The 26263-nt window shown below is 66.3% G+C and carries 29 protein-coding genes and 4 tRNA genes; 23 read left to right on the forward strand and 10 right to left on the reverse strand.

The window, feature by feature from the left end:
* Positions 1–9 precede the first annotated feature (9 nt).
* Complete coding sequence (gene sepH / locus C1706_RS01150) at positions 10–996, reverse strand: septation protein SepH (protein WP_164987373.1); 987 nt, start codon at positions 994–996, stop codon at positions 10–12.
* A 255-nt stretch (positions 997–1251) separates the two neighbouring features.
* On the opposite strand from sepH, the gene C1706_RS01155 reads away from it, so the two are divergent.
* Positions 1252–1545: a DUF4193 domain-containing protein gene (locus C1706_RS01155; RefSeq protein ID WP_129457371.1), complete on the forward strand. Its 294-nt coding sequence runs from the start codon at positions 1252–1254 to the stop codon at positions 1543–1545.
* 78 nt (positions 1546–1623) lie between these two features.
* On the opposite strand, the gene C1706_RS01160 is transcribed toward C1706_RS01155, so the two are convergent.
* Positions 1624–1914: a DUF4235 domain-containing protein gene (locus C1706_RS01160; protein WP_164987374.1), complete on the reverse strand. Its 291-nt coding sequence runs from the start codon at positions 1912–1914 to the stop codon at positions 1624–1626.
* Positions 1915–2000: 86 nt separating this feature from the next.
* On the opposite strand from C1706_RS01160, the gene C1706_RS01165 reads away from it, so the two are divergent.
* Genes C1706_RS01165 through C1706_RS01180 form a run of 4 tightly spaced genes read left to right on the forward strand, consistent with a single transcriptional unit; the run spans position 2001 to position 4021 of the window.
* Positions 2001–2456, forward strand: a complete 456-nt coding sequence (locus C1706_RS01165) for a DUF3093 domain-containing protein (RefSeq protein WP_206660919.1) — start codon at positions 2001–2003, stop codon at positions 2454–2456.
* On the forward strand, positions 2453–2959 hold the full coding sequence (gene dut, locus C1706_RS01170; RefSeq protein WP_129457374.1) for a dUTP diphosphatase: 507 nt from the start codon (positions 2453–2455) through the stop codon (positions 2957–2959). The genes C1706_RS01165 and dut overlap by 4 nt, the downstream gene beginning before the upstream one ends.
* A complete protein-coding gene (locus C1706_RS01175; RefSeq protein ID WP_241653359.1) occupies positions 2956–3660 on the forward strand; it encodes a DUF3710 domain-containing protein in 705 nt (234 codons plus the stop codon). Before dut ends, C1706_RS01175 begins: the two co-directional genes overlap by 4 nt.
* A 10-nt stretch (positions 3661–3670) precedes the next feature.
* Positions 3671–4021, forward strand: coding sequence for an OB-fold nucleic acid binding domain-containing protein (locus C1706_RS01180; RefSeq protein ID WP_129457375.1), 351 nt, complete (start codon positions 3671–3673; stop codon positions 4019–4021).
* A 71-nt stretch (positions 4022–4092) separates the two neighbouring features.
* Here the strand turns inward: C1706_RS01180 and C1706_RS01185 are convergent, their stop codons facing one another.
* Both C1706_RS01185 and C1706_RS01190 read right to left on the reverse strand, forming a co-directional pair.
* Positions 4093–4788: a potassium channel family protein gene (locus C1706_RS01185; RefSeq protein ID WP_129457376.1), complete on the reverse strand. Its 696-nt coding sequence runs from the start codon at positions 4786–4788 to the stop codon at positions 4093–4095.
* A gap of 24 nt (positions 4789–4812) precedes the next feature.
* On the reverse strand, positions 4813–5460 hold the full coding sequence (locus tag C1706_RS01190; RefSeq protein ID WP_180316827.1) for a potassium channel family protein: 648 nt from the start codon (positions 5458–5460) through the stop codon (positions 4813–4815).
* 34 nt (positions 5461–5494) lie between these two features.
* Between C1706_RS01190 and C1706_RS01195 the strand changes: the two genes are divergently transcribed.
* The 7 genes from C1706_RS01195 (at position 5495) to dxs (ending at position 14921) form a co-directional block, all read left to right on the forward strand.
* Positions 5495–7525, forward strand: a complete 2031-nt coding sequence (locus C1706_RS01195; protein ID WP_129457378.1) for an APC family permease — start codon at positions 5495–5497, stop codon at positions 7523–7525.
* Entirely contained in the window at positions 7518–8699 is a 1182-nt protein-coding gene (locus tag C1706_RS01200) for a class I SAM-dependent RNA methyltransferase (RefSeq protein ID WP_129457379.1), read from the forward strand. The genes C1706_RS01195 and C1706_RS01200 overlap by 8 nt, the downstream gene beginning before the upstream one ends.
* A gap of 23 nt (positions 8700–8722) precedes the next feature.
* Positions 8723–8899 carry a DUF6767 domain-containing protein gene (locus C1706_RS14905; protein WP_431830670.1) on the forward strand — a complete coding sequence of 59 codons (177 nt, stop codon included), beginning with the start codon at positions 8723–8725 and terminating at the stop codon, positions 8897–8899.
* A 75-nt stretch (positions 8900–8974) separates the two neighbouring features.
* Positions 8975–11803 carry an aconitate hydratase gene (locus tag C1706_RS01205; protein ID WP_129457380.1) on the forward strand — a complete coding sequence of 943 codons (2829 nt, stop codon included), beginning with the start codon at positions 8975–8977 and terminating at the stop codon, positions 11801–11803.
* 82 nt (positions 11804–11885) lie between these two features.
* Complete coding sequence (locus C1706_RS01210) at positions 11886–12350, forward strand: hypothetical protein (protein WP_129457381.1); 465 nt, start codon at positions 11886–11888, stop codon at positions 12348–12350.
* Positions 12351–12564: 214 nt separating this feature from the next.
* A complete protein-coding gene (locus C1706_RS01215) occupies positions 12565–12897 on the forward strand; it encodes a hypothetical protein (protein ID WP_129457382.1) in 333 nt (110 codons plus the stop codon).
* Positions 12898–12971: 74 nt separating this feature from the next.
* Positions 12972–14921, forward strand: a complete 1950-nt coding sequence (dxs, locus tag C1706_RS01220) for a 1-deoxy-D-xylulose-5-phosphate synthase (protein ID WP_129457383.1) — start codon at positions 12972–12974, stop codon at positions 14919–14921.
* A gap of 9 nt (positions 14922–14930) precedes the next feature.
* On the opposite strand, the gene C1706_RS01225 is transcribed toward dxs, so the two are convergent.
* From C1706_RS01225 to C1706_RS01250, 6 genes are all read right to left on the reverse strand, one after another.
* The gene (locus C1706_RS01225) at positions 14931–16196 is read right to left on the reverse strand and encodes an HRDC domain-containing protein (protein ID WP_129457384.1); all 1266 of its coding nucleotides are present in this window, start codon (positions 16194–16196) and stop codon (positions 14931–14933) included.
* Positions 16193–16753, reverse strand: a complete 561-nt coding sequence (locus C1706_RS01230; RefSeq protein ID WP_129457385.1) for a DUF3000 domain-containing protein — start codon at positions 16751–16753, stop codon at positions 16193–16195. The genes C1706_RS01225 and C1706_RS01230 overlap by 4 nt, the downstream gene beginning before the upstream one ends.
* Before the next feature lie 91 nt (positions 16754–16844).
* Positions 16845–17282 carry a peptide-methionine (R)-S-oxide reductase MsrB gene (msrB, locus tag C1706_RS01235; protein WP_129457386.1) on the reverse strand — a complete coding sequence of 146 codons (438 nt, stop codon included), beginning with the start codon at positions 17280–17282 and terminating at the stop codon, positions 16845–16847.
* A 56-nt stretch (positions 17283–17338) separates the two neighbouring features.
* Positions 17339–18151 (reverse strand): sirohydrochlorin chelatase, encoded by an 813-nt coding sequence (locus C1706_RS01240; protein ID WP_129457387.1) that lies wholly within the window; start codon positions 18149–18151, stop codon positions 17339–17341.
* Between the two features lie 149 nt (positions 18152–18300).
* Entirely contained in the window at positions 18301–19194 is an 894-nt protein-coding gene (locus C1706_RS01245; RefSeq protein WP_129457388.1) for a PrsW family intramembrane metalloprotease, read from the reverse strand.
* Between the two features lie 120 nt (positions 19195–19314).
* Positions 19315–19386, reverse strand: a tRNA-Val gene (locus C1706_RS01250).
* Between the two features lie 150 nt (positions 19387–19536).
* On the opposite strand from C1706_RS01250, the gene C1706_RS01255 reads away from it, so the two are divergent.
* The 11 genes from C1706_RS01255 (at position 19537) to ftsR (ending at position 26256) form a co-directional block, all read left to right on the forward strand.
* Positions 19537–19609: transfer RNA gene (locus tag C1706_RS01255), tRNA-Gly, on the forward strand.
* A 41-nt stretch (positions 19610–19650) separates the two neighbouring features.
* A tRNA-Cys gene (locus C1706_RS01260) sits at positions 19651–19721 on the forward strand.
* A 1-nt stretch (position 19722) separates the two neighbouring features.
* A tRNA-Val gene (locus tag C1706_RS01265) sits at positions 19723–19798 on the forward strand.
* Positions 19799–19990: 192 nt separating this feature from the next.
* The gene (gene thrS, locus C1706_RS01270; RefSeq protein WP_129457389.1) at positions 19991–22036 is read left to right on the forward strand and encodes a threonine--tRNA ligase; all 2046 of its coding nucleotides are present in this window, start codon (positions 19991–19993) and stop codon (positions 22034–22036) included.
* Positions 22033–22584 carry an HIT family protein gene (locus C1706_RS01275; RefSeq protein WP_241653360.1) on the forward strand — a complete coding sequence of 184 codons (552 nt, stop codon included), beginning with the start codon at positions 22033–22035 and terminating at the stop codon, positions 22582–22584. The genes thrS and C1706_RS01275 overlap by 4 nt, the downstream gene beginning before the upstream one ends.
* Positions 22581–23378 carry a DUF881 domain-containing protein gene (locus C1706_RS01280; RefSeq protein WP_129457390.1) on the forward strand — a complete coding sequence of 266 codons (798 nt, stop codon included), beginning with the start codon at positions 22581–22583 and terminating at the stop codon, positions 23376–23378. Before C1706_RS01275 ends, C1706_RS01280 begins: the two co-directional genes overlap by 4 nt.
* A gap of 14 nt (positions 23379–23392) precedes the next feature.
* Complete coding sequence (locus C1706_RS01285) at positions 23393–23725, forward strand: small basic family protein (RefSeq protein ID WP_129457391.1); 333 nt, start codon at positions 23393–23395, stop codon at positions 23723–23725.
* Complete coding sequence (locus C1706_RS01290) at positions 23718–24533, forward strand: DUF881 domain-containing protein (protein WP_129457392.1); 816 nt, start codon at positions 23718–23720, stop codon at positions 24531–24533. The genes C1706_RS01285 and C1706_RS01290 overlap by 8 nt, the downstream gene beginning before the upstream one ends.
* Positions 24534–24625: 92 nt before the next feature.
* Entirely contained in the window at positions 24626–25006 is a 381-nt protein-coding gene (gene gcvH / locus C1706_RS01295) for a glycine cleavage system protein GcvH (protein WP_129457393.1), read from the forward strand.
* Positions 25007–25069: 63 nt separating this feature from the next.
* Entirely contained in the window at positions 25070–25564 is a 495-nt protein-coding gene (locus tag C1706_RS01300; protein ID WP_129457394.1) for an FHA domain-containing protein, read from the forward strand.
* Positions 25564–26256 (forward strand): transcriptional regulator FtsR, encoded by a 693-nt coding sequence (gene ftsR, locus C1706_RS01305; protein WP_129457395.1) that lies wholly within the window; start codon positions 25564–25566, stop codon positions 26254–26256. Before C1706_RS01300 ends, ftsR begins: the two co-directional genes overlap by 1 nt.
* The last annotated feature ends 7 nt before the right edge of the window (positions 26257–26263 follow it).

Consider the following 26263-nt stretch of genomic DNA (forward strand, 5'->3'; position numbering starts at 1 on the left):
TCTGAGGGGTTAGTGGTCCTCGGGTCGGGGGGCGCCGAACATGATCTCGTCCCAGCTCGGGACGGCTGCACGTCGGCGACGCCCCTTCTTTGGCTTGGGGGTCTCCTGCTCCTCTGGACTCCCCAGCAAGGAAAGTTGCTCGGGTTCGCCCTTCTCCTGTTCCTGCGCGAGCTCGGCCCCAGGCTCGGTTTCCGCCCCGGCCGGTGCGATATGGACGGTGGTGTCACGCGTGAGAGTCTCTTCGACCTCGACGACCACCGGCTCCTCGGCGGGTCGGCCATCCTTCGGATGGACCAAACCCGCGTAGATCTTGACGGAGTCTTCATCAAAGCTGGACAGCATGTCGTAGAGGACGTCGAGATCCCCGCGCGGCGGGGCCACGATGTCATAGACGCCGTCCACCTCCTCCAGATCCCCATCATGGAACGCGTCTTCAGCTTCGAGGTCGTCTTCGTCTTCGTGATCGTCATCGAGGAACAGCGGCTCGTCGACCTCCTCGGGTGCCGCGGTGGGCAGGACGTGCACCTGGCCGACCGGCTCCTGGGTGATGCGGACCAAGGCGAGATCGTCCGCAGCCGGAACGTCCCCGATCAGGCGCTGGGCCTCGTCGTCGTCGGCGACGCTGAACCGCCCCATCTGGTCATAGGCGAAGTCGGCAGTGCGGGGCCCCGCCTCACCCGGGAAGGTGACGCGGATCCGCCACCGGCGATCGCTGAGCTTCCAGGCGTCCCAGGACGCATCGTCGGCATCGATCCCGTCCGACACCAACGTGTCGGTGACGGCATTGCGTAGCGTGCGATGCGTCGTCGTCTCCCCGCGGCGCCGCACGGGATGCGTGCGTGCCAGGCCGGCGACGTGCTCTCGCTCGGCCATCACGGGATCGGAGAAGGCGGCGATGCGCTCGATGGGAACGCCGGCGGCGTCAGCGACGTCCGCGGGGGATTCACCCGCGCGGATGCGCGCCTGAATGTCGCGTGGTCTCAAGGCACTGTCCATACATCTGTCTCCGAATCGACGGGCGTGTGGGCGCTGGGGGCGTCCGCACGGACCCATGGGTGTCGTACAAGGTAACTTACCGTGCCCAGGCGCAACCCTGGTGAGCCACGACGCGCGCTCGAAGCAGGACTCCCCTGAGGAGGACTTGACGAGTGTGATATATGTGCGTCTGCGCCTCTTGCGTGCTGAAGGACCCGAGGGATCCGTCAATACGCAGGGGTGAGAATCCCTACCGTTCGCTGCTGGAAAGGCATCATGGCGACTGATTACGACGCTCCTCGCAAGAACGACGAGGAGAACGAGGACAGCATCGAGGAACTCAAGAGCCGGCGCAACGACAAGAACTCCGGCAAGGTGGACGAGGACGAGGTCGAGGCCGCTGAGTCCTTTGAGTTGCCCGGCGCGGACCTGTCGCACGAGGAACTCACCGTGCGTGTCCTCCCACGGCAGGCCGATGAGTTCACCTGTGCGAGCTGCTTCCTGGTGAAGCAGCGCTCCCAGGTGGCCAAGGAGGTCAATGGCCTCATCTACTGCGTGGATTGCGCCTAACACCCACGCAATGCGGCGCCGCCCACCGCGAAGGTCGGCGGCGCCTCAGGCACCGAGGCGGTCTAGACAGCCGAGCTGTCAGAACCGCAGATTGACCGGCCGAGAGGACTGCCCCTCGCCGGTGAAAGCGCTCCAGCGCTTGGCCGCGAACCGGTTGATGAGCACCTGCGAGAGGCCGACGCCGACCGCCACGGCCACCACCCAGGCGATCGCCTGGCCGGTGGGCACATCAGGGTCATTGGGATCGGGCGGCTCCTCGCCGGTCACGAACTCCCATGCGCTCTCCACGGCCTTCTTCGTCACGGCTGCAGCCCCGACCGCCACGACTGTCGAGTAGAGGTTCCAGACCACCTTCTGCGAGATGTCCATCGTGTCCTGCCCGCTCGGCGGCCCCGTCGACCGCGTTCCCATCCACCCTAGCCCGCAGGCCGAGCACGATTCGATAGATTGGGGCGGTGGAATACCGCGAGCGATTGACCACCCCCGGCTGGTACTGGCTGGTGGGGGTGACATTCGGCACCACTGGGTTCTTGGCTTTGGGCCTGTGGTTCGACCGCTGGGTCGCCCTGGGGGCGGCGGCCGCCAGCATCGTAGTGATCGGGGTGGCGCTCGCCCTGTTCGGCCGCACGCAGATCTTCGTCGATCGCCACGGATTGCGCGTGGGCCCCCACTCCATCGAGTGGCAGTGGGTCGGGCATGTCAGCGAGTTGGATGCAGAGCGCACGTCAGCGCTGCTGGGCGCGGAGTCTGAGCCCGCCGCGCTGGTGGTCCAGCGCCCCTGGCTGCAGCGAGCCGTCTTGGTGGAGATCGACGACGCCGCAGACCCGCACCCGTATTGGTTGATCTCCACCCGCCACCCTCGTCAGCTGGCCACCGCGATCGCGTCGGCCCGGACCACGGTGGCCTCATGACGGACGCATGGACACCGCCCGTCGCGGTGCGCAGACTCGACCCGGGCGTACCGTTGCCTCGTTACGCCCACCCCGGGGACGCGGGTGCAGACATCGCGTGCTCCCACGACGTGACCTTGGCGCCGGGCGAGCGGGCCTTGGTGGGCACCGGCCTCGCCATCGCGCTTCCCCCCGGTTGGGCCTGCTTCGTGCATCCTCGCTCGGGGTTGGCGGCACGCGAGGGGCTCACCATCGTCAATGCCCCGGGTACGGTGGATGAAGGTTACCGGGGCGAACTGCGCATCTGTCTGCTCAATACCGACCTCAGCCGCCAGGTGATACTGCGGCGGGGAGACTTGATCGCGCAGCTAGTCTTCCAACCCGTTGGGCGAGCCGTCTTCCACGAAGTCGACGACCTGGGCACCACCGTCCGGGGCGACGGCGGACATGGCTCGACCGGCGGAATCGCGAACTGGTCCACAACCACGGACCCCACGGGGCCAGACGGAGGGAAAACGCAGTGATCTTTGGACGCAAGGCGCGCACCGCGACTGAGGCGAAGCGCGAGCAGGTTGAGGCGTTCGAGGACGAGCCCACCACAGACGATGACGCGGGCGACCTCGTCGAGGACGCGTCCGATTCCGAGGACGCGATCGTTCCCCGCGCTGATGGCCCGTTCGACTACGAAGAAGTGGCCCTGGACGCGGACGATATCGAGCGGATCACGTTTGGCCCGCTGATCATCACCCCCTTCGAGGGTTTGGGCCTGCAACTCCACGGCAATCCGGACACCGGGATCGTGCAGGCGTTGCTGGCCACCTTTGAGGACTCCGGGCTGGAGCTGGCCTTGTTCGCCGCCCCCCGCAGTGGTGACCTCGCCGACGAGTTGCGCGTCGAGATCGTTGAGGAGGCCGCGCAAGGCGGGGGCCACGCTCAGGAGGCGTCCGGGCCGTTTGGGCCCGAAGTGCGCCGCGTGATGCCGGTGGACGGCCCTGAGGGGGAGCAACTGTTCCACGTCTCGCGTGTGTGGCTCGTGGAGGGTCCCCGCTGGCTTCTCCGCGGCACCCTCATGGGGCAGGCAGCGATGGCGGAAGGGGAAGATGCCCCCTCCGATGTGTTCGTGGAGTTCTTCCGCAACGTCGTCGTGCGTCGCGACGAAGCGCCTCGCGTACCCGGCGAACTGATTCAGCTGGCCTTCCCCGAGGGGCAGGAGCCTCAAGGCTAGGAGGACAATCATGGGATTGAGGAATGCGTTGCGCGGATTGGTGCGCTCCACTGACGAACTCGCCTCCGCCGATCGTCAAAAGATCGCTGCCGACAGCGGTGCCGACTCGGTCGTCAGCTGTACCGACCGCAGCCGGGTCACGCTACGCGGAACGATCGACGTCCTCACGGTGCGTCCTCGTGGTCGGACGGCCTGGCTGGAGGCCGAACTGTCGGACGGCACCGGTCATGTGCGGCTCATCTGGATGGGCCGCCACGCGATTCCGGGCATCGAGGCTGGTCGCGAACTCGTCGTCGAAGGGCGGGTCTCGGTTGTGGACGGCGAGCGTCGCATGTACAACCCGCGTTACGAACTGCGTTAGACCGCAACGTTGCGCTGCGGCCGCACGGTAGTCATCGTGCGGGCCGCAGCGCTTGTGCGCCTGCGGAGGCGCTACTCGTCCTCGTCATCGGTGACGCGCTCGCGCGCGACACCAGGGGCGAGATAGTGAGCCAGTTCGAGCTCATGCGCCGGGTTGGCCACGAACAAAAGTTCGTCGTCGCCCTCAAGCGAGCCATCGCTGGCGGGCGGTGCAGCATTTCCGTCCCGGATGATGGCAACGAGCACGGCATCGCCGGGGAAATCGAGTTCGTCGATACGGTGCCCGATGATGGGGCTGTCGCTCGGTAGCGTCATCTCGACCAGGTTGGTCTTGCCGCCCTTGAAGGAGAACAAACGGACGAGGTCGCCGACCGTGACCGCTTCTTCCACCAAGGCACTCATCAGCCGCGGCGTCGAGACCGAGACGTCCACGCCCCACACGTCGTCGAACATCCACTCGTTGCTGGGGTGGTTCACCCGGGCCACCGTCCGCGGGACGGCAAACTCGGTCTTGCACAACAAACTGCTGACGAGATTCGCCTTGTCGTCGCCGGTCGCGGCGATGGCGACGTCGCACCGATCGAGCCGGGCTTCCTCCAGCGAATCGACTTCACAGGCGTCGGCCAAAAGCCATTCCGCCCCGGGGACGCTGTCAGGTTTGATGGCCCGCGGGTCGCGGTCGATCAACAAGACTTTGTGCCCGTTGGCCAGCAACTCACGGGCGATGGAACGGCCGACGTTACCGGCCCCGGCGATGGCGACGCGCACAGGTGACTCCTTAGTGGGACGGGCTCAGTGCTTGGCGGGAGGTTCGGACAGAACCTGCTCGACGCGAGGCACATCGTCGTTGGCCACAGCCACGTACAAGGTGTCGCCGTCTTGGAGCAGCGTGTCATTGGCGGGGACGAGCCCCTGGCCGAACCGGGTGAGGAAGGGGATGCGCGCGTGGAGCGCCGTTTCGATCTTCCCGACCGGCGTCCCGACCCACCCTTCGTGCGCCCCGACCTGGATCAGGCGCACTTGCCCTGAGGGATCGCGCCATTGCGGCTCGGATCCTTCTGGGAGGAGACGCCGCAGCACCTGGTCGGACGCCCACCGGACGGTGGCGACCGAGGGGATGCCGAGTCGCTCATAGACCTCGGCGCGCGCCTGGTCGTAGATGCGGGCGACCACGTTGCTGATCCCGTAGGTTTCGCGGACGACGCGCGCGGCCAGAATGTTCGAGTTGTCGCCCGAGGAGACAGCAGCGAAACCGTCGGCCTGCTTGATCCCTGCGGCGACAAGGACCTTCCGGTCGAAACCGATGCCCTTAACGGTGGCGCCGTGGAACTCCGGTCCGAGCCTGCGGAAGGCGTCGGGGTCTTGGTCGATGACGGCCACAGAGTGGCCTCGGCGCTCCAGCGCCCGGGCCAGGGATGATCCCACGCGGCCACACCCCATGATCACGATGTGCACGGGACTAGAGTGTACCCCCGTGAACGTCACCGACGCCCTGAAGCGCGTGCTGGTTGGGCGCAAGTTGGCCAGCGCCCAGTTGGGGGAGACCCTCCTCCCGAAGCGGATCGCCCTGCCTGTCTTCGCCTCCGATGCCCTGTCGTCGGTCGCCTACGCCCCCGACGAGATCATTTTGACGCTCAGTTTGGCGGGCGTTGCCGGATTCGTTTTCTCCTGGCAGATCGCCATCGTGGTGGCCGTCGTCATGGCCGTCGTGGTGTTGTCCTACCGGCAAACAGTCCACGCCTACCCCTCCGGCGGCGGCGACTTCGAGGTCGCCACCGTGAACCTGGGGCCCAATGCCGGCCTGACGGTCGCCTCAGCACTGCTGGTGGACTACATCCTCACCGTGGCGGTATCGGTCAGTTCGGGTGTTCAAAACGCTAAGGCGCTGTTCCCGTTCATGGTCGGGCACGAGGGGATCATCGCGGCCGTCATCATCCTGATCCTCATGGGTCTCAACCTGCGTGGCGCCCGTGAATCCGGAACCGTCTTCGCCATCCCCACCTATGGCTTCATGTTCGCCGTGCTGGGCATGATCGTGGTCGGGATGGTGCGCATTTTCGTGGTGGGAGAACCCCTGGCCGCGCCAACCGCAGGCTTCGACGTGGTGGGGGACACCTACTACTCGCAGTTGACCGGGTTCGCGCTGATCGCCCTGCTGGCGCGCGCCTTCTCCTCCGGATCCGCGGCACTGACCGGTGTGGAGGCCATCTCCAACGGGGTTCCCGCCTTCAAGGAGCCCAAGAGCCGCAACGCCGCCACCACGCTGGCACTGCTGGGCGTCGTGGCGATCTCGATGCTGACCGGCATCATCGCGCTGGCGAACCTCACCGGCGCCAAGATGGTCGACGAGCACGCCGGGGTCTACTTCACCCAGGGCGGGGTCCGCGTGACCGACCACCAAGAGACGATCATGGCGCAGTTGGCCGCGACCGTGTTCGATGGATTCCCCCTCGGGTTCATCTTCGTCATCGCCATGACCATGATCATCTTGTTCCTGGCGGCGAACACGGCCTTCAACGGCTTCCCCGTGCTCAGTTCGATCCTCGCGCGTCACGGCTTCCTCCCCAAGGCCCTCTCCACCCGCGGTGACCGGTTGGCTTACAGCAACGGCATCATCTTGCTCGCCTTGGCCGCCGTCGGGCTCGTCTTGGCCTTCAACGCCAGCGTCACGGCCCTGATTCAGCTGTATGTGGTCGGGGTGTTCGTCTCCTTCACGGTGAGCCAACTCGGCATGCTGCGCCACTGGACGCGGCATCTTGCCACCGAAGTCGACCCGGCCAAGCGCCGCCACATGAAGCGCTCTCGCGTCATTAACGCGATCGGACTGACGTTCACCGGGACCGTGCTCATCATCGTGCTCGCCTCGAAGTTCATCTACGGCGCCTACCTGGCCATCCTCGCCATGGCGGTGCTGTTTGTGGTGATGAAGCTGATCAGTCGGCACTACCAGCAAGTCGAACGCGAGACAGCCCTTTCCCCCTCCGACGTCCGGCTTCTGCCCAGCCGCGTCCACGCTGTAGTGCTGGTGACCGACCTCGACAAGCCCGCCATGCGTGCGGTGACCTTCGCCCGAGCGAGCCGAGCCAACAGCCTGGAAGCGGTGACGGTGGCCGCCGAGGACGATCACACCAAGGACATCCGTCAGCAGTGGGAGGCCCTCGATCCCGGTATCCCCTTGAAGATCATCGCCAGCCCCTACCGCGAAGTCGTCGGCCCCTTCGTCCGCTACATCAAGGGGATCAGCTCAGGCAACCCGCGCGACGTCGTCATGGTCTACGTGCCCGAACTGGTGGTGGGGCACTGGTGGGAGCGGCTCCTGCACAACCAGACCAGCCTGCTGATCAAGGCCCGCCTTGCGTTCGTCCGTGGCGTCATCACCGCCGCCGTCCCGTACCAGTTGGCCTCTTCTCGATACGCCATCGACCGCGTGGTCCGTCGCGAACGGGCGGCCTGGCGGCACCCGGGCACGGGCACGGTGCACTCGGGGTCCAACCAAGGTGAGTGACACACCATGGCGGGTCGGCGACCTCTTGCACGGAGTCGAGGTTGGACCGATCGCCCACGGTGGGCACTGGGTGGCCCGCCACGACGGACGCGTCATCTTCGTCCGGCACGCTCTCGAGGGCGAGATCGTGGACGTCCGCGTCACCGGGCTCGCGCGACGACACGCGTTTGGTGACGCCGTGACCATCACCCGGCCCAGCGCCGATCGCGTCCCGGAGCCCTGCCCGGTAGCGACCGTCTGCGGGGGGTGCGACTTTCAGCATGTGCGCGTCCCTCATCAGCGAGAACTCAAGCGCCAGGTGGTGGCCGAGCAGGTACGTCGCCTCGCGGGCGTGGAGTGGGAGGGCCAGGTCGAAGCGGTACATCCTGACGATGCCCGCTGGCGCACGCGCATGCGCTATCACCGCGACGAGAACACGACGCCGTCGGAGTGGGGGCTCCGCCAGAGCCGCTCCCACGACATCGTGGCCCTGCCTGAACAAGGCTGCCTGATTGCGGCAGCCCCGCTGGCGCGGGTTCCTGCGAACGCCCCCGAGGGCCCCGCAGTGATGGGGGCGTTGGAAGGGGCGGAGGCCGTGTGGGTCGCCCCCGGCGACCCGCGGCTGATTGAGGTATCTGCAGCTCATCGACGGTGGAGCGTCCGCGCGGATGGGTTCTGGCAGGTCCACCCGCAGGCGGCGGACACGCTGGTCGAGGCGGTGCTGAGCGGGCTGCATCCCCGACCCGGCGAAACAGCTTTGGATCTCTATTGCGGGGTGGGGTTGTTCGCGGGTGCCCTAGTCGACGCCGACGTGTCCGTGACCGGCATCGAGGGCTCGACGACCGCCGTGGCCCAGGCTCGCCGCAATGTCGCGGGCGCGCGCTTCCTCGCAGGCGATGTGGCGCGCGTTCTCGGACCGCGTGATGGCCGATGTCGGCAGGGGAGTCCCGTGCCTGGCCGGACCGATCTCGTCGTCCTCGATCCGCCCAGGGCTGGCGCCGGCGCGGCGGTCATGGCGCAGGTGATGGCACGAGCACCGCGGGCCGTAGCGTATGTGGCGTGCGATCCCGCGGCACTGGCGCGCGACCTTGCCACGGCCGCGCAGGGCGGGTATCGGGTGGTGTCGCTGCGCGCCTTCGATCTGTTTCCCCAGACCCACCATGTGGAGTGCGTGGCCATCGTGATGCCGGAGTAGGCTCACGGGCACAAGGAGGGATGATGGCGCATCAAGTTGAGGCCCGCTGCCCATTGCGTCCGCAGGACAAGTGCTCGTTGTGCTTTCCCGGAGCAGACGGTCCGCACAATTGCGGCCTCGTCTACTTGATGATGACCGACGACGATCTGCGAGAAGATTACGCAGAGCGCCGCCAGGCGGAGCGTCGGGCACGCCACTGAGCCTTCACGGAAGTGACGATGCGCTATTATCTCGACGTCGAGATAATTTGTTGAAGGCAGACCAGGAGGCAGACCATGAGCGTCAACAGCTTCGGGGCGAAGACCGCACTCACATCGAGCGGAACGTCCTACCAGATCTTCTCCATCGCGAAGGTGGAGGGATCTGACACCTTGCCCTACAGCCTCAAGGTGCTGTTGGAGAATCTCCTGCGCACCGAGGACGGGGCCAACATCACCGCCGAGCACATCACCTCGCTGGCGAACTGGGATGCGGCAGCCGAGCCCTCCAAGGAGATCCAATTCACCCCGGCCCGCGTCATCATGCAGGACTTCACCGGCGTCCCGTGCGTGGTCGACTTGGCGACGATGCGTGAGGCCGTCCAGGAGTTGGGCGGGGATCCGACCAAGGTCAACCCGCTTTCGCCTGCGGAGATGGTCATCGATCACTCCGTCATCGCTGACTTCTTCGGCACCGACCAGGCCATGAGCCTCAATATGGACATGGAGTACGAGCGCAACCGTGAGCGCTACCAGTTCCTGCGGTGGGGCCAGACCGCCTTCGACGACTTCAAGGTGGTCCCCCCGGGCACGGGCATCGTGCACCAGGTCAACATCGAGAACCTCGCCCGCGTCGTCTTCCCCCGCGTGGTGGACGGCGAACTGCAGGCCTACCCCGACACCTGCGTGGGCACCGACTCCCACACCACCATGGTCAACGGCCTGGGCGTCGTCGGCTGGGGCGTGGGCGGCATCGAGGCCGAGGCAGCCATGCTGGGCCAGCCTGTGTCGATGCTCGTCCCGCGCGTGGTCGGCTTCAAGCTCTCCGGCAAGCTCAACGACGGCGTGACGGCGACCGACCTTGTCCTCACCATCACCGAGATGCTGCGTGCCCACAAGGTCGTCGGCAAGTTCGTCGAGTTCTACGGCCCCTCCGTCGCCGAGGTCCCGCTGGCTAACCGCGCCACGATCGGCAACATGAGCCCCGAGTACGGCTCCACGATCGCCGTGTTCCCCATCGACGACAAGACCCTCGACTACCTGCGCTTGACCGGGCGTTCGGCCGAGCAGATCGCGCTGGTCGAGGACTATGCCAAGGCCCAGGGCCTCTGGCACGATGCGGCAGCGGAGCCCCGCTACTCGGAGTACCTCGAACTCGACCTGTCCACCGTGGTCCCGAGCATCGCTGGCCCGAAGCGTCCGCAGGACCGTGTGGTGTTGTCGGAGTCGAAGGCGGCATTCCGGGAGGCGCTCCCCAGCTATGCGGGCGCTCCCGAGGAACTCATCGGTTACGACGAGTCTGTCGCCGAAACGATGCCCGCCTCCGACCCCGTCGCCGCGACCCCCGGGCAAACCGACGATTCGCCCGCACCGGATCACGAACTGGCGGTCACCGGCCCCATCACGGGGCGTGCATCGAGGCCGACCCTGGTCACCCTCGCCGACGGCACCAGCTTCGAACTCGACCACGGGGCTGTGACGGTGGCGTCGATCACCTCCTGCACCAACACGTCTAACCCCTCGGTCATGCTCGGCGCGGCCCTGGTGGCCAAGAAGGCCGTCGAGAAGGGGCTGCGCCCGAAGCCCTGGGTGAAGACCACCGTCGCTCCCGGATCCAAGGTCGTCACCGACTACTACGAGAAGTCCGGCCTGCAGCAATACCTCGACGACCTGGGCTTCAACACCGTCGGCTACGGCTGCGTGACGTGCATCGGCAACACCGGCCCGCTGATCCCCGAGGTGAGCCAGGCGATCAACGACAACGATCTCGCCGTGACGGCCGTCTTGTCGGGCAACCGAAACTTCGAGGGACGGATCAGCCCCGACGTCAAGATGAACTACCTGGCCTCCCCGCCGCTGGTCATCGTGTACGCCCTGGCTGGCACGATGGACATCGATCTGGCTAAGGAGCCACTCGGCCAAGACGCTGAGGGACGCGACGTGTTCATGGCGGACATCTGGCCCACGACAGAAGAGATCGAGGACGTCATTGGCGGCTCGATCAGCGCAGAGATGTTCGAGCGTCGCTATGCCGACGTGTTCGCTGGCGACGACAAGTGGCGTGCGCTGCCCACCCCTGATGGAGAGATCTTCGAATGGGACGAGGCCTCCACCTATGTGCGCAAGCCCCCGTACTTCGAGGGCATGCCGGAACAGCCCGCCCCGGTGACGGACATTGCCGGCGCGCGCGTCCTGCTCAAGCTGGGGGACTCGGTGACCACCGACCACATCAGCCCGGCGGGCAACATCAAGGCCGACACCCCGGCGGGAAAGTACCTGACCGAGCACGGCGTTGCCCGCAAGGACTTCAACAGCTACGGGTCACGCCGCGGCAACCACGAGGTCATGATTCGCGGTACCTTCGCCAACATCCGGCTGCGTAACCAGATCGCACCCGGTACCGAAGGCGGCTACACGCGCGACTTCACGCTGCCGGATGCGCCGGTCAGCTTCGTCTATGACGCCGCCATGAACTATGCGGCCGCAGGGATCCCGCTGGTGGTGCTGGCGGGCAAGGAGTACGGCTCGGGCAGTTCGCGCGACTGGGCCGCCAAGGGCACCTCCTTGCTGGGCGTCAAGGCCGTCATCGCCGAAAGCTACGAGCGGATCCACCGTTCGAACCTGATCGGGATGGGCGTTCTTCCGCTCCAGTTCCCCGAGGGCGCCTCGGCCGACAGCCTCGGGCTGGACGGTAGCGAGACCTTCGCCTTCACGGGCGTGACGGCCCTCAACGACGGCGTCACCCCGGAAACGGTTCGCGTGACCGCGACCAAGGCCGACGGCTCGCAAACGGAGTTCGACGCCGTGGTCCGGATCGACACACCCGGTGAGGCCGATTACTACCGCAACGGTGGGATCATGCAGTACGTGCTGCGTCACCTGGTCGCCAAGGGGCGCGCCGCCTAAGCGATCGACAGCGAAGACGTCACCCCGGTCAGGCACACTGGCCGGGGTGACGTGCGTCGGGCAGGAGAGCAGGAGAGCAGACATGAACGAGCAAATCCGTTTCCGGGTGTCGGAGGCACCCCTGGGTGCAGCACGTATCGCGTGGTCGTACCTGGGCACCCTCCTCGCTGCGCTCGTGGCCACACTGATCTGGGCAGGGTGGAGCCCCTTCGGGGCCAGCGTGTGCGGAACCGAGGACACGTCATGCCAGTTGGGCTGGAACATCGTCGGCTGGGCTCTCGGGATGATCGTCGCCTTGGCTGTGCCCGCGTTCTGCCTTCGCCTGGGTTTCGCTTGGTGGGGCATGTGGGCGATCGTGTTGCTTGCGGCGCCTCTTTGGGCCGACGATCTCCCCACATGGGTGATCGTGGTCGTGGTGGCCCTGACACCGCTCTGCGCGGCGGCAGGCACGTGGCGGGGCCCAGAGCAGCCCCGGTGGGTGGCGTGGCTCGTGTCGGCGGGGTTGGTGCTCGCCGTCCTCGGCTCGTTCGTCGTGATGGTTCTGTGACGCGGCCCCCAGCCTGACGCGCCGGCGTTGCCCGGCGAGAACTCAAACCCTATAATCGCACACACGTTCGAGTGAGGGTGTGTGATGGTCGATGGCATGGACATCGCAGGGCGCGCACGGGTTCGCGCGCCACACAGAGGGGCAGCGCCACACGGGTCGGGTTCGTTTTCCGGTCCAGGCGCTGCCGTACATCCCTCCAGGGTGGCCCCAGGAGGTGCAGCGACCGGGAACCCCCGAGTGGGAGGTCAGCGCTGCGGCGTTCCTTCTGGATTGCTGTCCGGCGGAGTATCGCGGCTACCCCGTTCTGCGCCGCCACCCCGTGATCCTGGCGCATTTCGCCGCCGCCTATGTGGACTCCCAAGTCAGCGTCTGTCAAGACGGCCTAGGTGCCGTGCGCGCCAGCCTGGGGCCCTTGGTGGAGCCTCCGGTGCTCGAAGCGGCCTTAGCCGCCTGGCATGAGCAGGGTGCGTTGTTGCGTCGCCGCCGACGGGAGGTCAGTTTGGTGGAGGAAGCGTTGCGCGGCGGAGTTTTCGTCCAGAAGCTCTAGGCGCGACCCAGGTCGCAGGACGCGCGGAGCTACGGCGGATGGCGAAGCCCTGCTGGCAGCCTAGAATCGTTCTTATGTCTCTCCTCGATGCGGTGCATGGGCCGCGTGACCTGCGGGCCCTGAGCGCGCAGCAGTTGACGCAGCTGGCCGACGAGATTCGCGCCTTCCTCATCAGGAACGTGAGCCGTACCGGTGGTCACCTGGGCCCCAACCTGGGTGTGGTGGAGCTGACGCTAGCGCTGCACCGCGTCTTCGATTCCCCCCATGACCCGATCATCTTCGATACGGGCCACCAAAGCTACGTTCACAAGATCATCACGGGCCGTCAGGCCGGGTTCCCCACGCTGCGCCAGAAGGGCGGCCTGTCGGGCTACCCCGAACGGGCCGAGAGCCCCCACGACTGGGTGCAGAACTCGCATGCCACGGCGTCCTTGAGCTGGGCGGAGGGCATGGCCAAGGGTTTTCGTCTGACGGGAGAGGACCGCACGGTCATCGCCGTGATCGGTGATGGTGCACTCACCGGTGGCATGGCCTGGGAGGCCCTGAACAACATCGCGGTCGGGGACGACTTGAAGCTGGTAGTCGTCGTCAACGACAACGGCCGCTCCTACACCCCGACCGTCGGAGGGTTGGCGACGCATCTGGCGACGCTACGCACCGATCGCCGCTACGAGCCAACCCTCAAGCAGATCAAGCAACGCGTCCGTTCGGCTCCGCTCATCGGGGGGCCCCTCTACGACATCCTGCACGGATTCAAGACGGGGGTGAAGGATGTCCTCGCTCCCCAGGGCATGTTCAACGATCTTGGGTTGAAGTACATCGGCCCCATTGACGGCCACGACGAGGCCATGGTGGAACGCGCCCTGGAATCCGCGAAGAACTTCGGCGGCCCCGTCCTGGTTCACTGCATCACGGTGAAGGGCAAGGGGTTCCGCGCTGCGGAGGAGGACGAGGCGGATCGCTTTCATGCCGTCGGCTTGATTGACTCGCACACGGGCGAGCCCCTGACGTCCTCCTCGCGCCGCACCTGGACCGACGCCTTCCGTCAGCATGTGGCCGAGGTGGCGGCCGCCCACCCCGAGGTGGTCGGCCTCACCGCGGCCATGCTGCATCCCACCGGCCTCGACACGTTCGCCGACGCCTTCCCCGAGCGGGTCTTCGACGTGGGCATCGCCGAACAACACGCTGCAACCTCAGCCGCAGGCCTGGCCAGCACCGGGCTCCACCCCATCGTTGCGCTGTATGCCAGCTTCCTCAATCGCGCCTTTGACCAAGTCCTCATGGACGTGGCGCTCCACCGTCAAGGTGTGACGTTCGTCCTCGATCGTGCCGGGATCACCGGTCCTGACGGCCCCAGTCACCACGGCATGTGGGACACCTCCTTGATGCCTTTGGTGCCCGGGCTGCACTTGGCGGCCCCCCGGGATGAAGCACGCCTGGCCTCGGCATTGGAGACCTCCGTCGGCATCAACGATGCACCGTCGGCGATCCGCTACTCCAAGGATCCACTGCCTGATCCCTTACCGGCCGTCTCGCAGGTGGGCACCGTTGATGTTTTGGTGTCTCATCCCGAGGCTCGAGTCCTCCTCGTTGGCTATGGCACTTTGGCCCACACCGCGGTGGCGGCCGCCCATCTGGCCGGAGAGCAAGGCGTCCCGGTGACCGTCGTGGACCCAGTGTGGGCGCTGCCCGTCTCCGAGGCGTTGGTGGAGTTGTGCCGTGACGTCGATCTTGTGGTCACCTTGGAGGACGGCGGAGTCGCGGGTGGCCTGGGTGCGGCACTGAGCCTGGCCTGTGGGCAGGCTGGCGTGTGGACGCCCGTGCGGAACCTGGGAGTGCCTCAGCAGTTCATCCCCGCCGGGACGCGCGCGGAGATCCTGGAGGATCTGGGCTTGACGCCCGCGGGGGTCGCCCGGTCCGTCGTCGAGATCGCCCTCGACCGGGCGGTCGTGCGACTGTCGGCTCCGGCACCGCAAGAACCGCGTCCCAGCCACGTAACGAAGGCTGACACGGAGGGCCGCTGAGCCCTCAGGTCACACCAGGGGAGCGACGACCGGGACGACCAGATCGCGTTGCCACTGTCGAACGCCCAGGTCCGCCAAGAAGGCGTCCACTGAGGCCGTGCTCGCCGGGGTCGGCGGCTCGAAGGCCAACCGGCGCAAGGCGTCCGGGGAGATGAGGTTCTCCACGGGCAACGACCACGTTTCAGCCAACTCCACCGTCGCGGGGCGCATCGCCGCCCATCGCTGAGCGGCCTCAGGGAACCGATGCTCCCAGTTCTTGGGATGTGGGGGCCCTTCCGCTGCGGCGCGCTTGGGAGGCAGGTCAGCTGTGGGCAGGCCGAGGGCACGCTCTGTTGCCGCAATCCAGTTGTTTTCGAAGCGGGACGCCTGGCGCCATGTGAATCCGTTGACAGACCGCACGGCGTCGCGCGACAACGCGAAACCGCGAGATTCCGCCTGCGCCGCCAACGCGGTGATGGCCCGGTCGGCCAGGATGCGGCCCGGCGCCTTGTCGAGCCTTGCCGCGATCTGATCTCGCTCTTGCCACAGTTCGCGCACCACAGCTAGCCCGCGCGGGGTGCGCACCTCATGGGTTCCCGCGGTGCGCCGCCAGGGATCCTTGCGGCGATGGGGCGGGTCGGCGGCGTGATCCACCAGATAAGCGAACTCCTCCTCGGCCCAGTCCCGTTTACCCGCAGCCTGGAGTTCCTGTGCGACCCAGTCGCGCAGCGGAACCAACAGTTCCACATCCAAGGCTGCGTAGTTGAGCCAACTCTCGGGCAACGGCCTGCGCGACCAGTCCGATGCTGAGTGCTCCTTGGCGAGCGACTTCCCCAAAGCCCGTTCGGTCAGCGACCCCAACGAAACGCGGGGCAGACCGAGCAGCCGCCCACCCAGTTCCGTGTCGAACAGGGTGTGGGGCAACAACTCCACCTCCGCAAGGCAGGGAAGATCCTGCGTCGCGGCGTGAAGGATCCACTCGGCATCGCTGAGCGCCTCGGCCAAAGAGCCCAAGTGGGCGCGCCCATCGGCTCCTGAGAAGGCGATGGGATCCAGCAGGACTGTGCCCGCGCCTTCGCGCCGTAGTTGAATCAAGTAGGCGCGTCCGGAATAACGGAATCCGTGGGCCCGCTCCGTATCCAGAGCGACCGGGCCGTGACCGGCAGCCAACGCCGCCGTGATCGCGGTGAGGGCCTCAGGGGTACGCACCACATCAGGGATGCCTTCGGCGGGGGCAGCGACCAAGGTGTATTCGGGGGCCTCGGGAGGGGAGGCGGGGGAGTCCGGCGTGTTCATCGCCGCCTTCCAGTTCGATGCAGGGGGATCGGGACGACCCCCTCGGGGAGCAGGGGCAAACCGGCAATCGTGCAAAGCAGATCCTGCCAGGCCTCAATATGGGCCAGGAAGCCGCGGCCCTCGGCGAGGACGGGGGTCCAGGATGCGCGGATCTCAATCTCCGCGCGGCCAGGAACGTCTTCCATGGAGCCGAAGGACTGCGAGCTGACTGCGGTCACAGTGCCCGAAGGAGCAACGTACTCGGCGTCATGCCGGGACAAGGCGTCGACGAGCCACGACCAGCCCACCTCAGCCAGCAAGGGGTCGGCGACCATTTCAGGATCGACGGAGGCGCGAGCAAACGTGACGCACCGGAAGGTTCCCTCCCAGGCAGGATTGCCGTCACCGTCGTGCAAGAGGACGAGCCGGCCATTCCCGACCTCCTCGCCCGCCTCATCGACATCGGCAGCGACCGCAATCGCCTGGGGGGCGATGCGTTGCGGGGCGGGAATCTCTTCCATGGTCAGTTCGGGGCGCCACACCATCGCCAGCAACGTCGCCGCAGCGTCGTCAAACATCTCCGTGTCGTGAGCCCCTAACCGCACATCGAGAAGGCTAGACGTGCGCGTGGTCCAACGGCACCCGGACGCGCCGATGGCGCGAAACCCCCTAGCTCGAAGAACGGGAATCCTCACCGGGGGCGTGATGCACCAGGCAGATGGAGTTGATGCAATACCGCCGATCCGTGGGGGTGTCGTACCCCTCACCCTCGAAAACGTGCCCAAGGTGGCTGTCGCAGCGGGCGCAACGCACTTCGATGCGGGGGCGTCCGGGGAGGGAATCGTCACGCAGGTAGCGGACGCGGCCTTCGTCGGCGGGCGCAAAGAAACTTGGCCAGCCGCAGTGCGAGGCAAACTTCTCCTCACTCGTGAACAACTCGGCTCCGCATGCCTTGCAGGCGTAGGTGCCAGGTTCGCTGAAATGTTCGTATTCGCCCACGCCGGGGCGCTCTGTTGCGCCCTCGCGAAGGACGGAGAACTCGAAGGGGGTCAACACCTCACGCCATTGCTGCGGCGTCCGGACGACCGTGGGTTCCTGATCGGTCATGGCGCTCCTTTCGATAGCGCCACCACGCTACTGACCCCGCACAACTCGCCGATGGCTCAGGCGCTGACCGCGTAGCCCTCGGCGTCTTCGTCAGACATGAGATCGGTGGTGAAGTTGCCTTGTTCATCGAACGACAGCAGTTCCATTGCGGCGAACGCGTAGCGGGCCAGCACCAACTCGGCGACCTCGACGGCCGAACCGAGGGGGTCGGACACCGCGATCGCCCCGCCTCGACGGGCCTGATCGGCCTGCACCGCGTAGCGCTCATCGCCCGCCAGGAAGAAGGATCCGACGGCAATGTGCCGACGCCCCTGGGCCCGCAACCCCTGAATGGCCTGGGGGACCGACGGGCCCGAGCCGTCCGCGACGGCGGTCAGGCACGGCAGGCGATGATGCGTGGACCACTGTCGTGCCCGGCGGGCCAGCAGCGCGGTCCCGCGAACATCGCCGGTGGTGGGGGAACTCAGGATCAAACCATCCAACTCCAGGACCCGCGCTTGGGCTAGGGCACTGCGGAGGCGGGAATCCAGCAAGGAGAGCAAGGTCGCCTCGGGGCCAATGGGTCGAGACACCTGCAGACGAAGACCGGGGAACTCCCGGGCCGCGTGCGCCACGACGCCGCCGTAACGCGGATCGACTTCGACGGCGTGAACCAGGTCGAGCGGCACGATGACCGCTTCCCGCACGCCGCCAGCCTGCAGGCCGGCCAGCGTGGGAATCAGCGAGGGCAGGCACGAGTCGAGGAACGCGATCTCGGGCTTGACTTCGGGTCGCAGGGCGGTCAACTCCGCCTGTAGGGCGTGCGCGATACGCACAACGCGCTGGTCGCGGCTGCCTGGGGCAACCATGACGAGGGTTGGTGCGGTCATGGCCGATACCTCCCGGTCTTGCTGGATGGCCGGCGCCCTTGCCGTTTCAACAGGGCCATCCTTACTGAAAAGTTGATGCCCTGCCAATCGGATTGTCCCAAGTGCCAAGATCTGCGTCCACGATGCGGGATCCTCCCCGCAGTGACGGCTCAGTGTGATGGCAACCCGCGCGTTGGATTGCCTGCACTCACACGCGCCCGACGGTGGCTAGCACCGATCAGCACCGCGAGAATCGCCACGCTCGCCGCGGCGATCACGACATGGAGCCACAGCGCGGTGGACGCATCCCACGCTGTGTGGAGGATCACGGCGACCGCATAACTGGCTGTCACGGTGAGCCAGGGTGCACGCGGGCGGGGAATGTCGCGCGTGCGCCAAAGGGCCCACACGATCAGCCCCGTCCAGGCAACATGCCCGGCAGGCGATAACAAGCCGCGCAGCAGCAACGTGGCATCCACGGCCGCAACGTTTCCGCCGCTGCCAAGAAGCGTGGTGAAGCCGTAACCCATGGTTTCCAAGACGGCAAACCCTGTCCCGGAGGCGATTCCCAGGACCACTCCCATCCCGGGGGTGTGGCGGCGGGCAACCAAGAAGATCGCGAGGGGGACGATCACCTTGACCGCCTCCTCGATCAGGCCCACCGCGAGCAGGCCTGCCGCTGGCAGGCTCCGCATAGCCGAGTACTCCAGGACCGCGGCCGAGGTCGTCCCGATGATGCCGCCCGCCACGGCAGTCATCGCCACGAGCCCTGCGTGCCCTTCAGGTCGAGCCCCGCCGCCGTAGGCGAGGAGGAGTACCGCGAGCGGGACGGTCAAGGCGCCGATCAAGATCAGCGTGGGGAAGAGATTGGGGTTCTGTGTGGCGAGCATCGCATTGAGGACGCCGAGATAGGCCACCACCCCGATCGGCACGATGATCCAGCCCGCCGAACGCACAGCCCATCCGCGTCGAGGCAAGGAGGGCTGCGGGCGGCCCGCGGGGGGCGGTAGCGGCGGCTGGCCGGGTTCAGGCGCGCCACCAAGAAGCGGGAAATCGCTGGTCATGGTTGTCCCTTCAACGCGGCTGAGCCTAGAGGGGCAACGTCGAGGCCTCAAGCCATCGGAAGAGATGAGCAGGGTCTTGAAGGAAGGGGAGAAGCAGGCATGCCTGCTGTCACGATGCGGTGGGCGATACTGGGTTCGAACCAGTGACCTCTTCGGTGTGAACGAAGCGCGCTACCACTGCGCCAATCGCCCGCGGATCAGGACTCTATCCCAACCCAGGCCCCCAGATGCAAATCGGGTCGGGGCCCTGGCACCGTCTCTGCGCCGTTTTGCAATCGCCCCTTGAAGCCGTATATGGTGTTCCACGCCCCGAGCGAGCCGCAAGGCCCGATCGGTAAGCATGCGGACGTGGCTCAGCTGGTAGAGCATCACCTTGCCAAGGTGAGGGTCGCGGGTTCGAATCCCGTCGTCCGCTCGGAGAGGGTCTCGTACCTCTGTCGAGGCCGGTTCTTCACCGGTGGAGTGGCCGAGAGGCGAGGCAACGGACTGCAAATCCGTGTACACGGGTTCAAATCCCGTCTCCACCTCGGGCGGTTGGCGCAGTTGGTAGCGCGCTTCCCTGACACGGAAGAGGTCATCAGTTCAAGTCTGGTACCGCCCACCATCAAAGATCCGTTCGTCCGCCAGGGCGAGCGGATCTTCCCTTTTCCGGCGGCTCAACCCGAGCGATCGGCGTCCGCGGCTGCCTCCCGTGACTCTTGCTCGCCGCGCGCCCACACGGGCTAGCGGCAACGATGCGGCACAATGGGCTCACCAACACCGCCAGCCGTGCGACTGGCCGAACGAAAGGAACCCCGTGTCCTTCTCTGTCACCATCCTGCGTCCTGAGGCTTCCGAGCAGCGCACGGTAGAGGAGACGACGACCGGGCTGGATCTGTTCGGCAACGATCGCGCCGTGGTCGCAATGCGGGTCAACGGCGAGATGCGCGACCTAGCGCGCGAACTGTCCGAAGGCGATGAAGTGGAACCGGTCCTCCTCTCCTCTGAGGACGGGCTGTACATCCTGCGCCACTCCGCCGCCCACGTGGCCGCGCAGGCACTGCAGAATCTGCGCGCTGACGCCAAGCTGGGCATCGGCCCTCCGATCACCGACGGCTTCTACTACGACTTCGCCACCGAGCCCCTCACACCAGAGGATCTCAAGGTGCTGGAGAAGGACATGGGGCGCATCGTCAAGGAGCGTCAGCGTTTCGTCCGTCGCGTGGTCAGCGACGCCGAAGCCCGCGTCGAACTCGCCGATGAACCGTTCAAGCTCGAACTCATCGGCCTGAAGGGCAATCACGGTGACGCCGAAGGGGCCAGCGTCGAGGTCGGGGCCGGAGATCTGACGATCTACGACAACGCCCGCCGTGACGGAAGCGTCGCGTGGAAGGATCTGTGCCGCGGCCCCCACCTTCCCCACACGGGATATCTGGGCAATGGTTGGGCGCTGACCCGCACCTCGGCCGCGTACTGGCGCGGTGACCAAGCCAACGCTCAGTTGCAGCGTCTCTACGGCACCGCATGGGCGTCGAAGGACGACCTGCAGGCCTACAAGACCCGGCTGGAAGAAGCGGCCAAGCGCGACCACCGCAAGCTGGGGGCCGAACTGGATCTGTTCAGCTTCCACGAACTCGTCGGGTCAGGGCTGCCGCTGATCCATCCCAAGGGCGGCGTCCTCAAGCGTGAGATGGAGGACTACGTTCGGGCTCGTCACATCGCTGAGGGGTTCGACTACGTGGGCACCCCGCACCTGGCCAAGGAGGAGTTGTTCTACACCTCCGGTCACTTGCCCTACTACGCCGACGGCATGTTCCCGCCTCTGCTGGAGGACGCCGAGCGCGACGAGCAGGGCAACGTGATCAAGGGTGGGCAGGCCTACCGCCTCAAGGCGATGAACTGCCCGATGCACAACCTGATCTTCTCCTCCCGTGGGCGGTCCTACCGTGACCTCCCCCTGCGCTTCTTCGAGTTCGGGACGGTCTACCGGGACGAGAAGTCGGGTGTGGTGCAGGGGCTCACGCGGGTGCGCTCCATTACCCAAGACGATTCTCACAGCTACGTCACCAAGGAGCAGGCGCCCGACGAGGTCCGTCATCTGCTGCGCTTCATCCTCGGCCTGTTGCGCGATTTCGGCCTGGACGATGTCGCCTTGGAGTTGTCGACCCGAGACGAGGACGGCAAGAAGAAGGACAAGTTCATCGGTTCGGACGAGCAGTGGGCCGAAGCGACGCAGGTACTGGCCCAGATCGCTGACGAGTCGGGTCTGCGCGTGGTCGCTGACCCGGGTGGCGCCGCCTATTACGGCCCGAAGATCTCGATTCAGGCCCGCGACGCCATCGGGCGCGTCTGGCAGATGTCGACGATCCAGTACGACTTCAACCAGCCTGAGCGGTTCGGGCTCCAGTACACGGCGGCCGACGGCACCCATCAGCAGCCGGTCATGATCCATTCCGCCAAGTTTGGTTCCCTGGAAAGGTTCATGGGCGTCTTGATCGAGCACTACGCAGGGGCCTTCCCGGCCTGGCTGAGCCCGGTGCAGGTCATCGCCATTCCGGTTGCTGACGCCTTCGATGCGTACCTCGGCGATGTGGCCGCCCAACTGCGCGCAGCGGGTGTGCGTGTTGAGGTGGACGACTCCGACGACCGCTTCGGCAAGAAGATCCGCAATGCGGCCAAGGAGAAGGTCCCGTTCGTGCTCATCGCTGGCGGGGAAGATGTCGAGGCTGGCGCTGTCTCGTTCCGCTTCCGCGATGGCAGCCAGCGCAACCAGGTGCCGATCCCGGAAGCCATCGACCAGATCACCGGCTGGATTTCCACGCGACGCAACGACAACCCCACTGCTGCCGAGGACCACGCGTGAGCGCGGGGACGCCCGAAAGCCCGCTGGACTTCGCGGGCGTCCTTGACGCTTTCCAGCGGCTGTGGACTCCTCATCGCATGGTGTACATCGATGGGGAGAACAAGCCCGCCGATGCGGGGGAGCATGCCTGCCCCTTCTGCCGGGCCCCGGGTCTTCCCGATGAGCAAGGGCTCGTCGTCGCGCGCGGCGAGACCTGCTTCGTCGTGTTGAACCTGTACCCCTATAACCCCGGCCACGTGCTGGTGTGCCCCTACCGGCACGTCTCTGGCTACGTCGATCTGTCCGTGGCGGAGACCCACGAGTTGGCCGCCATGACTCAGCATGCCATGCGCGTGTTGGCGTCGGTCTCCCATCCTCAGGGCTTCAATCTGGGGATGAATCAAGGCGACATCGCGGGGGCAGGTATCGCGGCACACCTCCATCAACACGTGGTGCCTCGCTGGCAAGGCGACGCCAACTTCTTACCCGTGGTGGCGCGGACCAAGGCTGTCCCGCAACTGCTGGGGGACACCCGGGATCTCTTGGCGTCCGCCTGGGATGCCGGATGAGCGCACCGCCTCGGACCCCCTCCCGCCCCGACGCCTCGATGGATCTGTTGAACCATCTGCGCCGAGACGCGTTGGATCCGAGCTATCTCGCCGCTGCACGGGAACACGGCCTGCGGCGTCGAGGCTGGGTGGTGGCACCAGCTTTAGTTGTCGTCGGCTCGCTGTTCGGGGTCGCCATCGCGACCACCTGGCGCAGCGCGCCCGATGCTGCCCACGAGCGGGCCGCCATCATCGAACGCATCACCGCCACCGAGCATCGCATCGATGAACTCAGCGCCCAGGCGGCCACGCTGGACCAAGAAGTTCGTGAACGTCGACGCTCAGCGGGGACGCTCACCGCCGCCCAGCAGGCACGCGTGGACCAACTGGGCCCCCTGACGGGTGCTGACCCGGTGACGGGCCCGGGGATCCGCCTCACCGTGGATGACGGCCCCGAGACGGTGTCGGGCTCACGTGTCGTGGACACCGACCTGCGCATGGCCACCAACGGCCTGTGGGCGGCCGGAGCCGAGGCCGTGTCCATCAACGGCTACCGCCTGTCCGCCAGGACAGCGATCCGCAACGCTGGCGGGGCGATCACGGTGGACTATCGCTCACTATCGCGGCCCTACGTTCTCGAGGCGATCGGCGACCTCGATACACTCGGGACCGCGTTCCCGACCACCGAGGGAGGTCGTTGGCTTGAAGGGCTGAAGGAGCACTACGGCATGCAGTCAACCATGGAACGTGTCCGATCGCTCACGCTGGGGGCCGATCCCGGCCTCGATATCACGCACGCGCGCGCGGTTCGGTAGGAGGGAGAACAAGCATGCTAGCCATCATCGGACTCGTGGTGGGCATCGTGGTGGGCATCGTCCTGCAGCCGAGCCTGCCGCCTCAGGTGCAGCCATACCTGCCGATCGCCATCGTGGCGGCCATGGATGCCATCTTTGGGGGGTTTCGGGCCTACCTCGACCGCATTTTCGACGACAAGGTCTTCGTGGTCTCGTTCATCTCCAACGTCCTCATCGCCGCCTTGATCGTGTGGGTGGGCGACCTCATCGGGGTCGGCACGCAACTCTCCACCGCCGTCGTTGTCGTCTTGGGAATCCGGATCTTCACCAACGTGGCCGCGATTCGCCGAAAGCTGTTCCATGCCTGAGCGCGAACCTGACGCCGAGGAGGCCGTCTCCGCCCCCGCGCCGGGAGCCGAGGACGATGCGCCCGTCGCGAATCCCGAGCCGTCGCCTCTCGAGCCCCGCACCTGGCGCGAGATCGGAGCCGACCTGCTGCGCCCCGGGCGATCACAAGTAGTCTTGGCGGTCATCTTGCTGCTGTGTGGTTTGGGCGTGACGATGCAGATCACCGCGCAACGGGATCAGCGGTACTCGACGCTGCGGCAGGACGAATTGGTCGCCATGCTGGATGACGTCACCGGCGAGACGAGACGACTGGAATCCGACATCGCGACGCTCGAGCGCACCCGAGACCAGTTGGCGACCGGAGCCGACGCCGACGCGGTCGCTCGAGCGGAGGCCCATCGGCGTTTGGACGCCCTGGAGTTGCTGGGTGGCACCGTTCCTGCACGCGGCCCAGGGATCCGGATCACCATTTCTGATCCGCAGGGAAAGCTGACCCCCGAGATTTTGCTCAATGCGGTGGAGGAGTTGCGGGACGCCGGTGCCGAGGTCTTGGCAGTCGGGGATGTCCGCTTGGTGGCCAGCAGCGCGTTCACCGTGTCAACCACGGGGGTGCTGCAGGTCGACGGTCACGCCGTGGCGCGCCCCCTGGTGATCTGGGCGATGGGTGACCGTGACACGCTCGCCGAAGCCACCCGTTTTCGTGGGGGACTCGTGAGCACGATCGAAGGTGATCGGGTTGGCGGGAGCGTGGTCGTGACCAAGCTGGACACGATGGACATCAACGCGACGGTGATCCCCAAACCGATGCGCTTTGGCCGCCCCGTCTAGCCGACGAGCGGCTTGCTGCCGCGCGCGAGCACGGCCAAACCGATTAGGCTGACGTACAGGCGGCCATCCAGGCCCACGATGAGGAGGAGAACGTGTTCCCCGAGGATCTTCGCTACACCGACAAGCACGAGTGGGTCCGGGCCGGCAACGGCGAGACGGTGCGTATTGGGATCACCGACTTCGCCGCCGAGGCGCTGGGCGACATCGTGTATGTCACGCTCCCGCAGGTCGGTGAGGAGGTCGCGACCGACGACTCTGTGGCCGAGGTGGAGTCCACCAAGAGTGTCTCTGAGGTGTACGCCCCCTTGTCGGGCGTCGTCACCGCCGTCAACGAGCAACTGGTGGACGCACCCGAGACGGTCAACAAGGATCCCTATGGCGACGGATGGCTGTTCGAGGTCGAACTGCAGGACTCCGGCGAACTCGATGATCTGCTCGACGCGGACGCCTACGCGGCCATCGCGGGGGAGTAGTCTAAGAAACCCTGTCCCGGCGTGCCGGGCTTTGACACGCTGTCGTTAAGGAGGAATGCGCCCATGTTCAGGTGCCCAGAGTGCGGCCACGAGACTGCGGAAGCCGTCAACTTCTGCCCCAACTGCGGCGCGGCCTTGAAGACGAGTACGGGTGACACCACGCGTGTCATTCCTCTCCCGCCGCAACTGCGCGATGACACCGGGGAACTCACCGACCCGGCACTTCGAGCGCTAGCGGACGTTCCCCCGGGCGGGGCCGTCTTGGTCGTGGTACGCGGGCCCAACGCCGGTTCGACCGTTCTGCTCGACCAAGAGACCATCACTGCGGGGCGGCATCCGCAATCCGACATTTTCCTCGACGACGTCACCGTCTCGCGGCATCACGCCAAGTTCACCGAACGCGGCGGTCACCACTGGGTGGGCGATCTCAACAGCCTGAACGGAACCTACGTCAACCGCACCCTGATCGATGGGGAAGTGGCGCTGAGGTCCGGCGATGAGGTGCAGATCGGTAAGTTCCGCCTCGCATACCTGGTGGCGCCGTCCGGGCGTAGCTAATGCCGGCCCCGAGCTCGCGGAGCATCGGGCAAGTCCTCAAGGTACTCAAAGAGGACTTCGAGGACATCAGCATCTCCAAGATTCGCTTCTTGGAGGGCGAAGGACTCGTCTCGCCTGAGCGCGCGCCCTCGGGGTACCGCCGCTATTCCGATCAAGACATCGCACGCTTGCGTTACATCCTGGAAGTGCAACAAAAGCACTACCTTCCGTTGAAGGTCATCCGGGAGCATCTGGAGAAGCTGGACGCGGGCGAACAGCCCGTCGCCAGTGGCGCGTCGGAGCCGCCGCCTCTGGAGCCTGTGGTCACCCCTACGCCGCCCGAGCGCCAACCTCAGGCCAAGCGCCCGATCAACATTCCCCGGCGCGAACTCCTGCGCCTGTCAGGGCTGAGCGAGAACCAACTCAGCGAACTGGAGCGTCACGCCCTGGTGGTGCCGCGGCGGGGCACGGTTCAGTATGGCCGCGATGCCCTCACGATCGCGGTCGCAGCCCGCAAACTCGCCGCCTACGGCATGGACGCCCGCCACCTTCGCGCTATCAAGCAGGCCGCGGAACGAGAGGCGTCGTTGATCGAACAGTCACTCACCCCGCACGTGCGCCATCGATCCGGCTCTCGTCAAGCGATCGCCGACGTGATGCAGTTGGTCCTGTACGCCCATGCGGCACTGCTCCGCTCCACCATCACGTCCTAGGGGTGTT

The organism is Propioniciclava flava, from assembly GCF_004126535.1.
GTDB classification, from domain to species: domain Bacteria; phylum Actinomycetota; class Actinomycetes; order Propionibacteriales; family Propionibacteriaceae; genus Propioniciclava; species Propioniciclava flava.

Excerpts from the sequence above, each read along its gene's own strand:
- C1706_RS01240 (WP_129457387.1), bottom strand. The coding sequence starts at position 18,151 with ATGACCGCACCAACCCTCGTCATGGTTGCCCCAGGCAGCCGCGACCAG.
- C1706_RS01300 (WP_129457394.1), top strand. The coding sequence starts at position 25,070 with ATGTTCAGGTGCCCAGAGTGCGGCCACGAGACTGCGGAAGCCGTCAAC.
- sepH (WP_164987373.1), bottom strand. The coding sequence starts at position 996 with ATGGACAGTGCCTTGAGACCACGCGACATTCAGGCGCGCATCCGCGCG.
- C1706_RS01160 (WP_164987374.1), bottom strand. The coding sequence starts at position 1,914 with ATGGACATCTCGCAGAAGGTGGTCTGGAACCTCTACTCGACAGTCGTG.
- C1706_RS01205 (WP_129457380.1), top strand. The coding sequence starts at position 8,975 with ATGAGCGTCAACAGCTTCGGGGCGAAGACCGCACTCACATCGAGCGGA.
- C1706_RS01230 (WP_129457385.1), bottom strand. The coding sequence starts at position 16,753 with ATGTTTGACGACGCTGCGGCGACGTTGCTGGCGATGGTGTGGCGCCCC.
- dxs (WP_129457383.1), top strand. The coding sequence starts at position 12,972 with ATGTCTCTCCTCGATGCGGTGCATGGGCCGCGTGACCTGCGGGCCCTG.
- C1706_RS01210 (WP_129457381.1), top strand. The coding sequence starts at position 11,886 with ATGAACGAGCAAATCCGTTTCCGGGTGTCGGAGGCACCCCTGGGTGCA.
- C1706_RS01290 (WP_129457392.1), top strand. The coding sequence starts at position 23,718 with ATGCCTGAGCGCGAACCTGACGCCGAGGAGGCCGTCTCCGCCCCCGCG.
- C1706_RS01225 (WP_129457384.1), bottom strand. The coding sequence starts at position 16,196 with ATGAACACGCCGGACTCCCCCGCCTCCCCTCCCGAGGCCCCCGAATAC.
- C1706_RS14905 (WP_431830670.1), top strand. The coding sequence starts at position 8,723 with ATGGCGCATCAAGTTGAGGCCCGCTGCCCATTGCGTCCGCAGGACAAG.
- dut (WP_129457374.1), top strand. The coding sequence starts at position 2,453 with ATGACGGACGCATGGACACCGCCCGTCGCGGTGCGCAGACTCGACCCG.
- C1706_RS01245 (WP_129457388.1), bottom strand. The coding sequence starts at position 19,194 with ATGACCAGCGATTTCCCGCTTCTTGGTGGCGCGCCTGAACCCGGCCAG.
- C1706_RS01190 (WP_180316827.1), bottom strand. The coding sequence starts at position 5,460 with ATGGGGTGTGGCCGCGTGGGATCATCCCTGGCCCGGGCGCTGGAGCGC.
- ftsR (WP_129457395.1), top strand. The coding sequence starts at position 25,564 with ATGCCGGCCCCGAGCTCGCGGAGCATCGGGCAAGTCCTCAAGGTACTC.
- msrB (WP_129457386.1), bottom strand. The coding sequence starts at position 17,282 with ATGACCGATCAGGAACCCACGGTCGTCCGGACGCCGCAGCAATGGCGT.
- C1706_RS01285 (WP_129457391.1), top strand. The coding sequence starts at position 23,393 with ATGCTAGCCATCATCGGACTCGTGGTGGGCATCGTGGTGGGCATCGTC.
- C1706_RS01180 (WP_129457375.1), top strand. The coding sequence starts at position 3,671 with ATGGGATTGAGGAATGCGTTGCGCGGATTGGTGCGCTCCACTGACGAA.
- C1706_RS01280 (WP_129457390.1), top strand. The coding sequence starts at position 22,581 with ATGAGCGCACCGCCTCGGACCCCCTCCCGCCCCGACGCCTCGATGGAT.
- C1706_RS01155 (WP_129457371.1), top strand. The coding sequence starts at position 1,252 with ATGGCGACTGATTACGACGCTCCTCGCAAGAACGACGAGGAGAACGAG.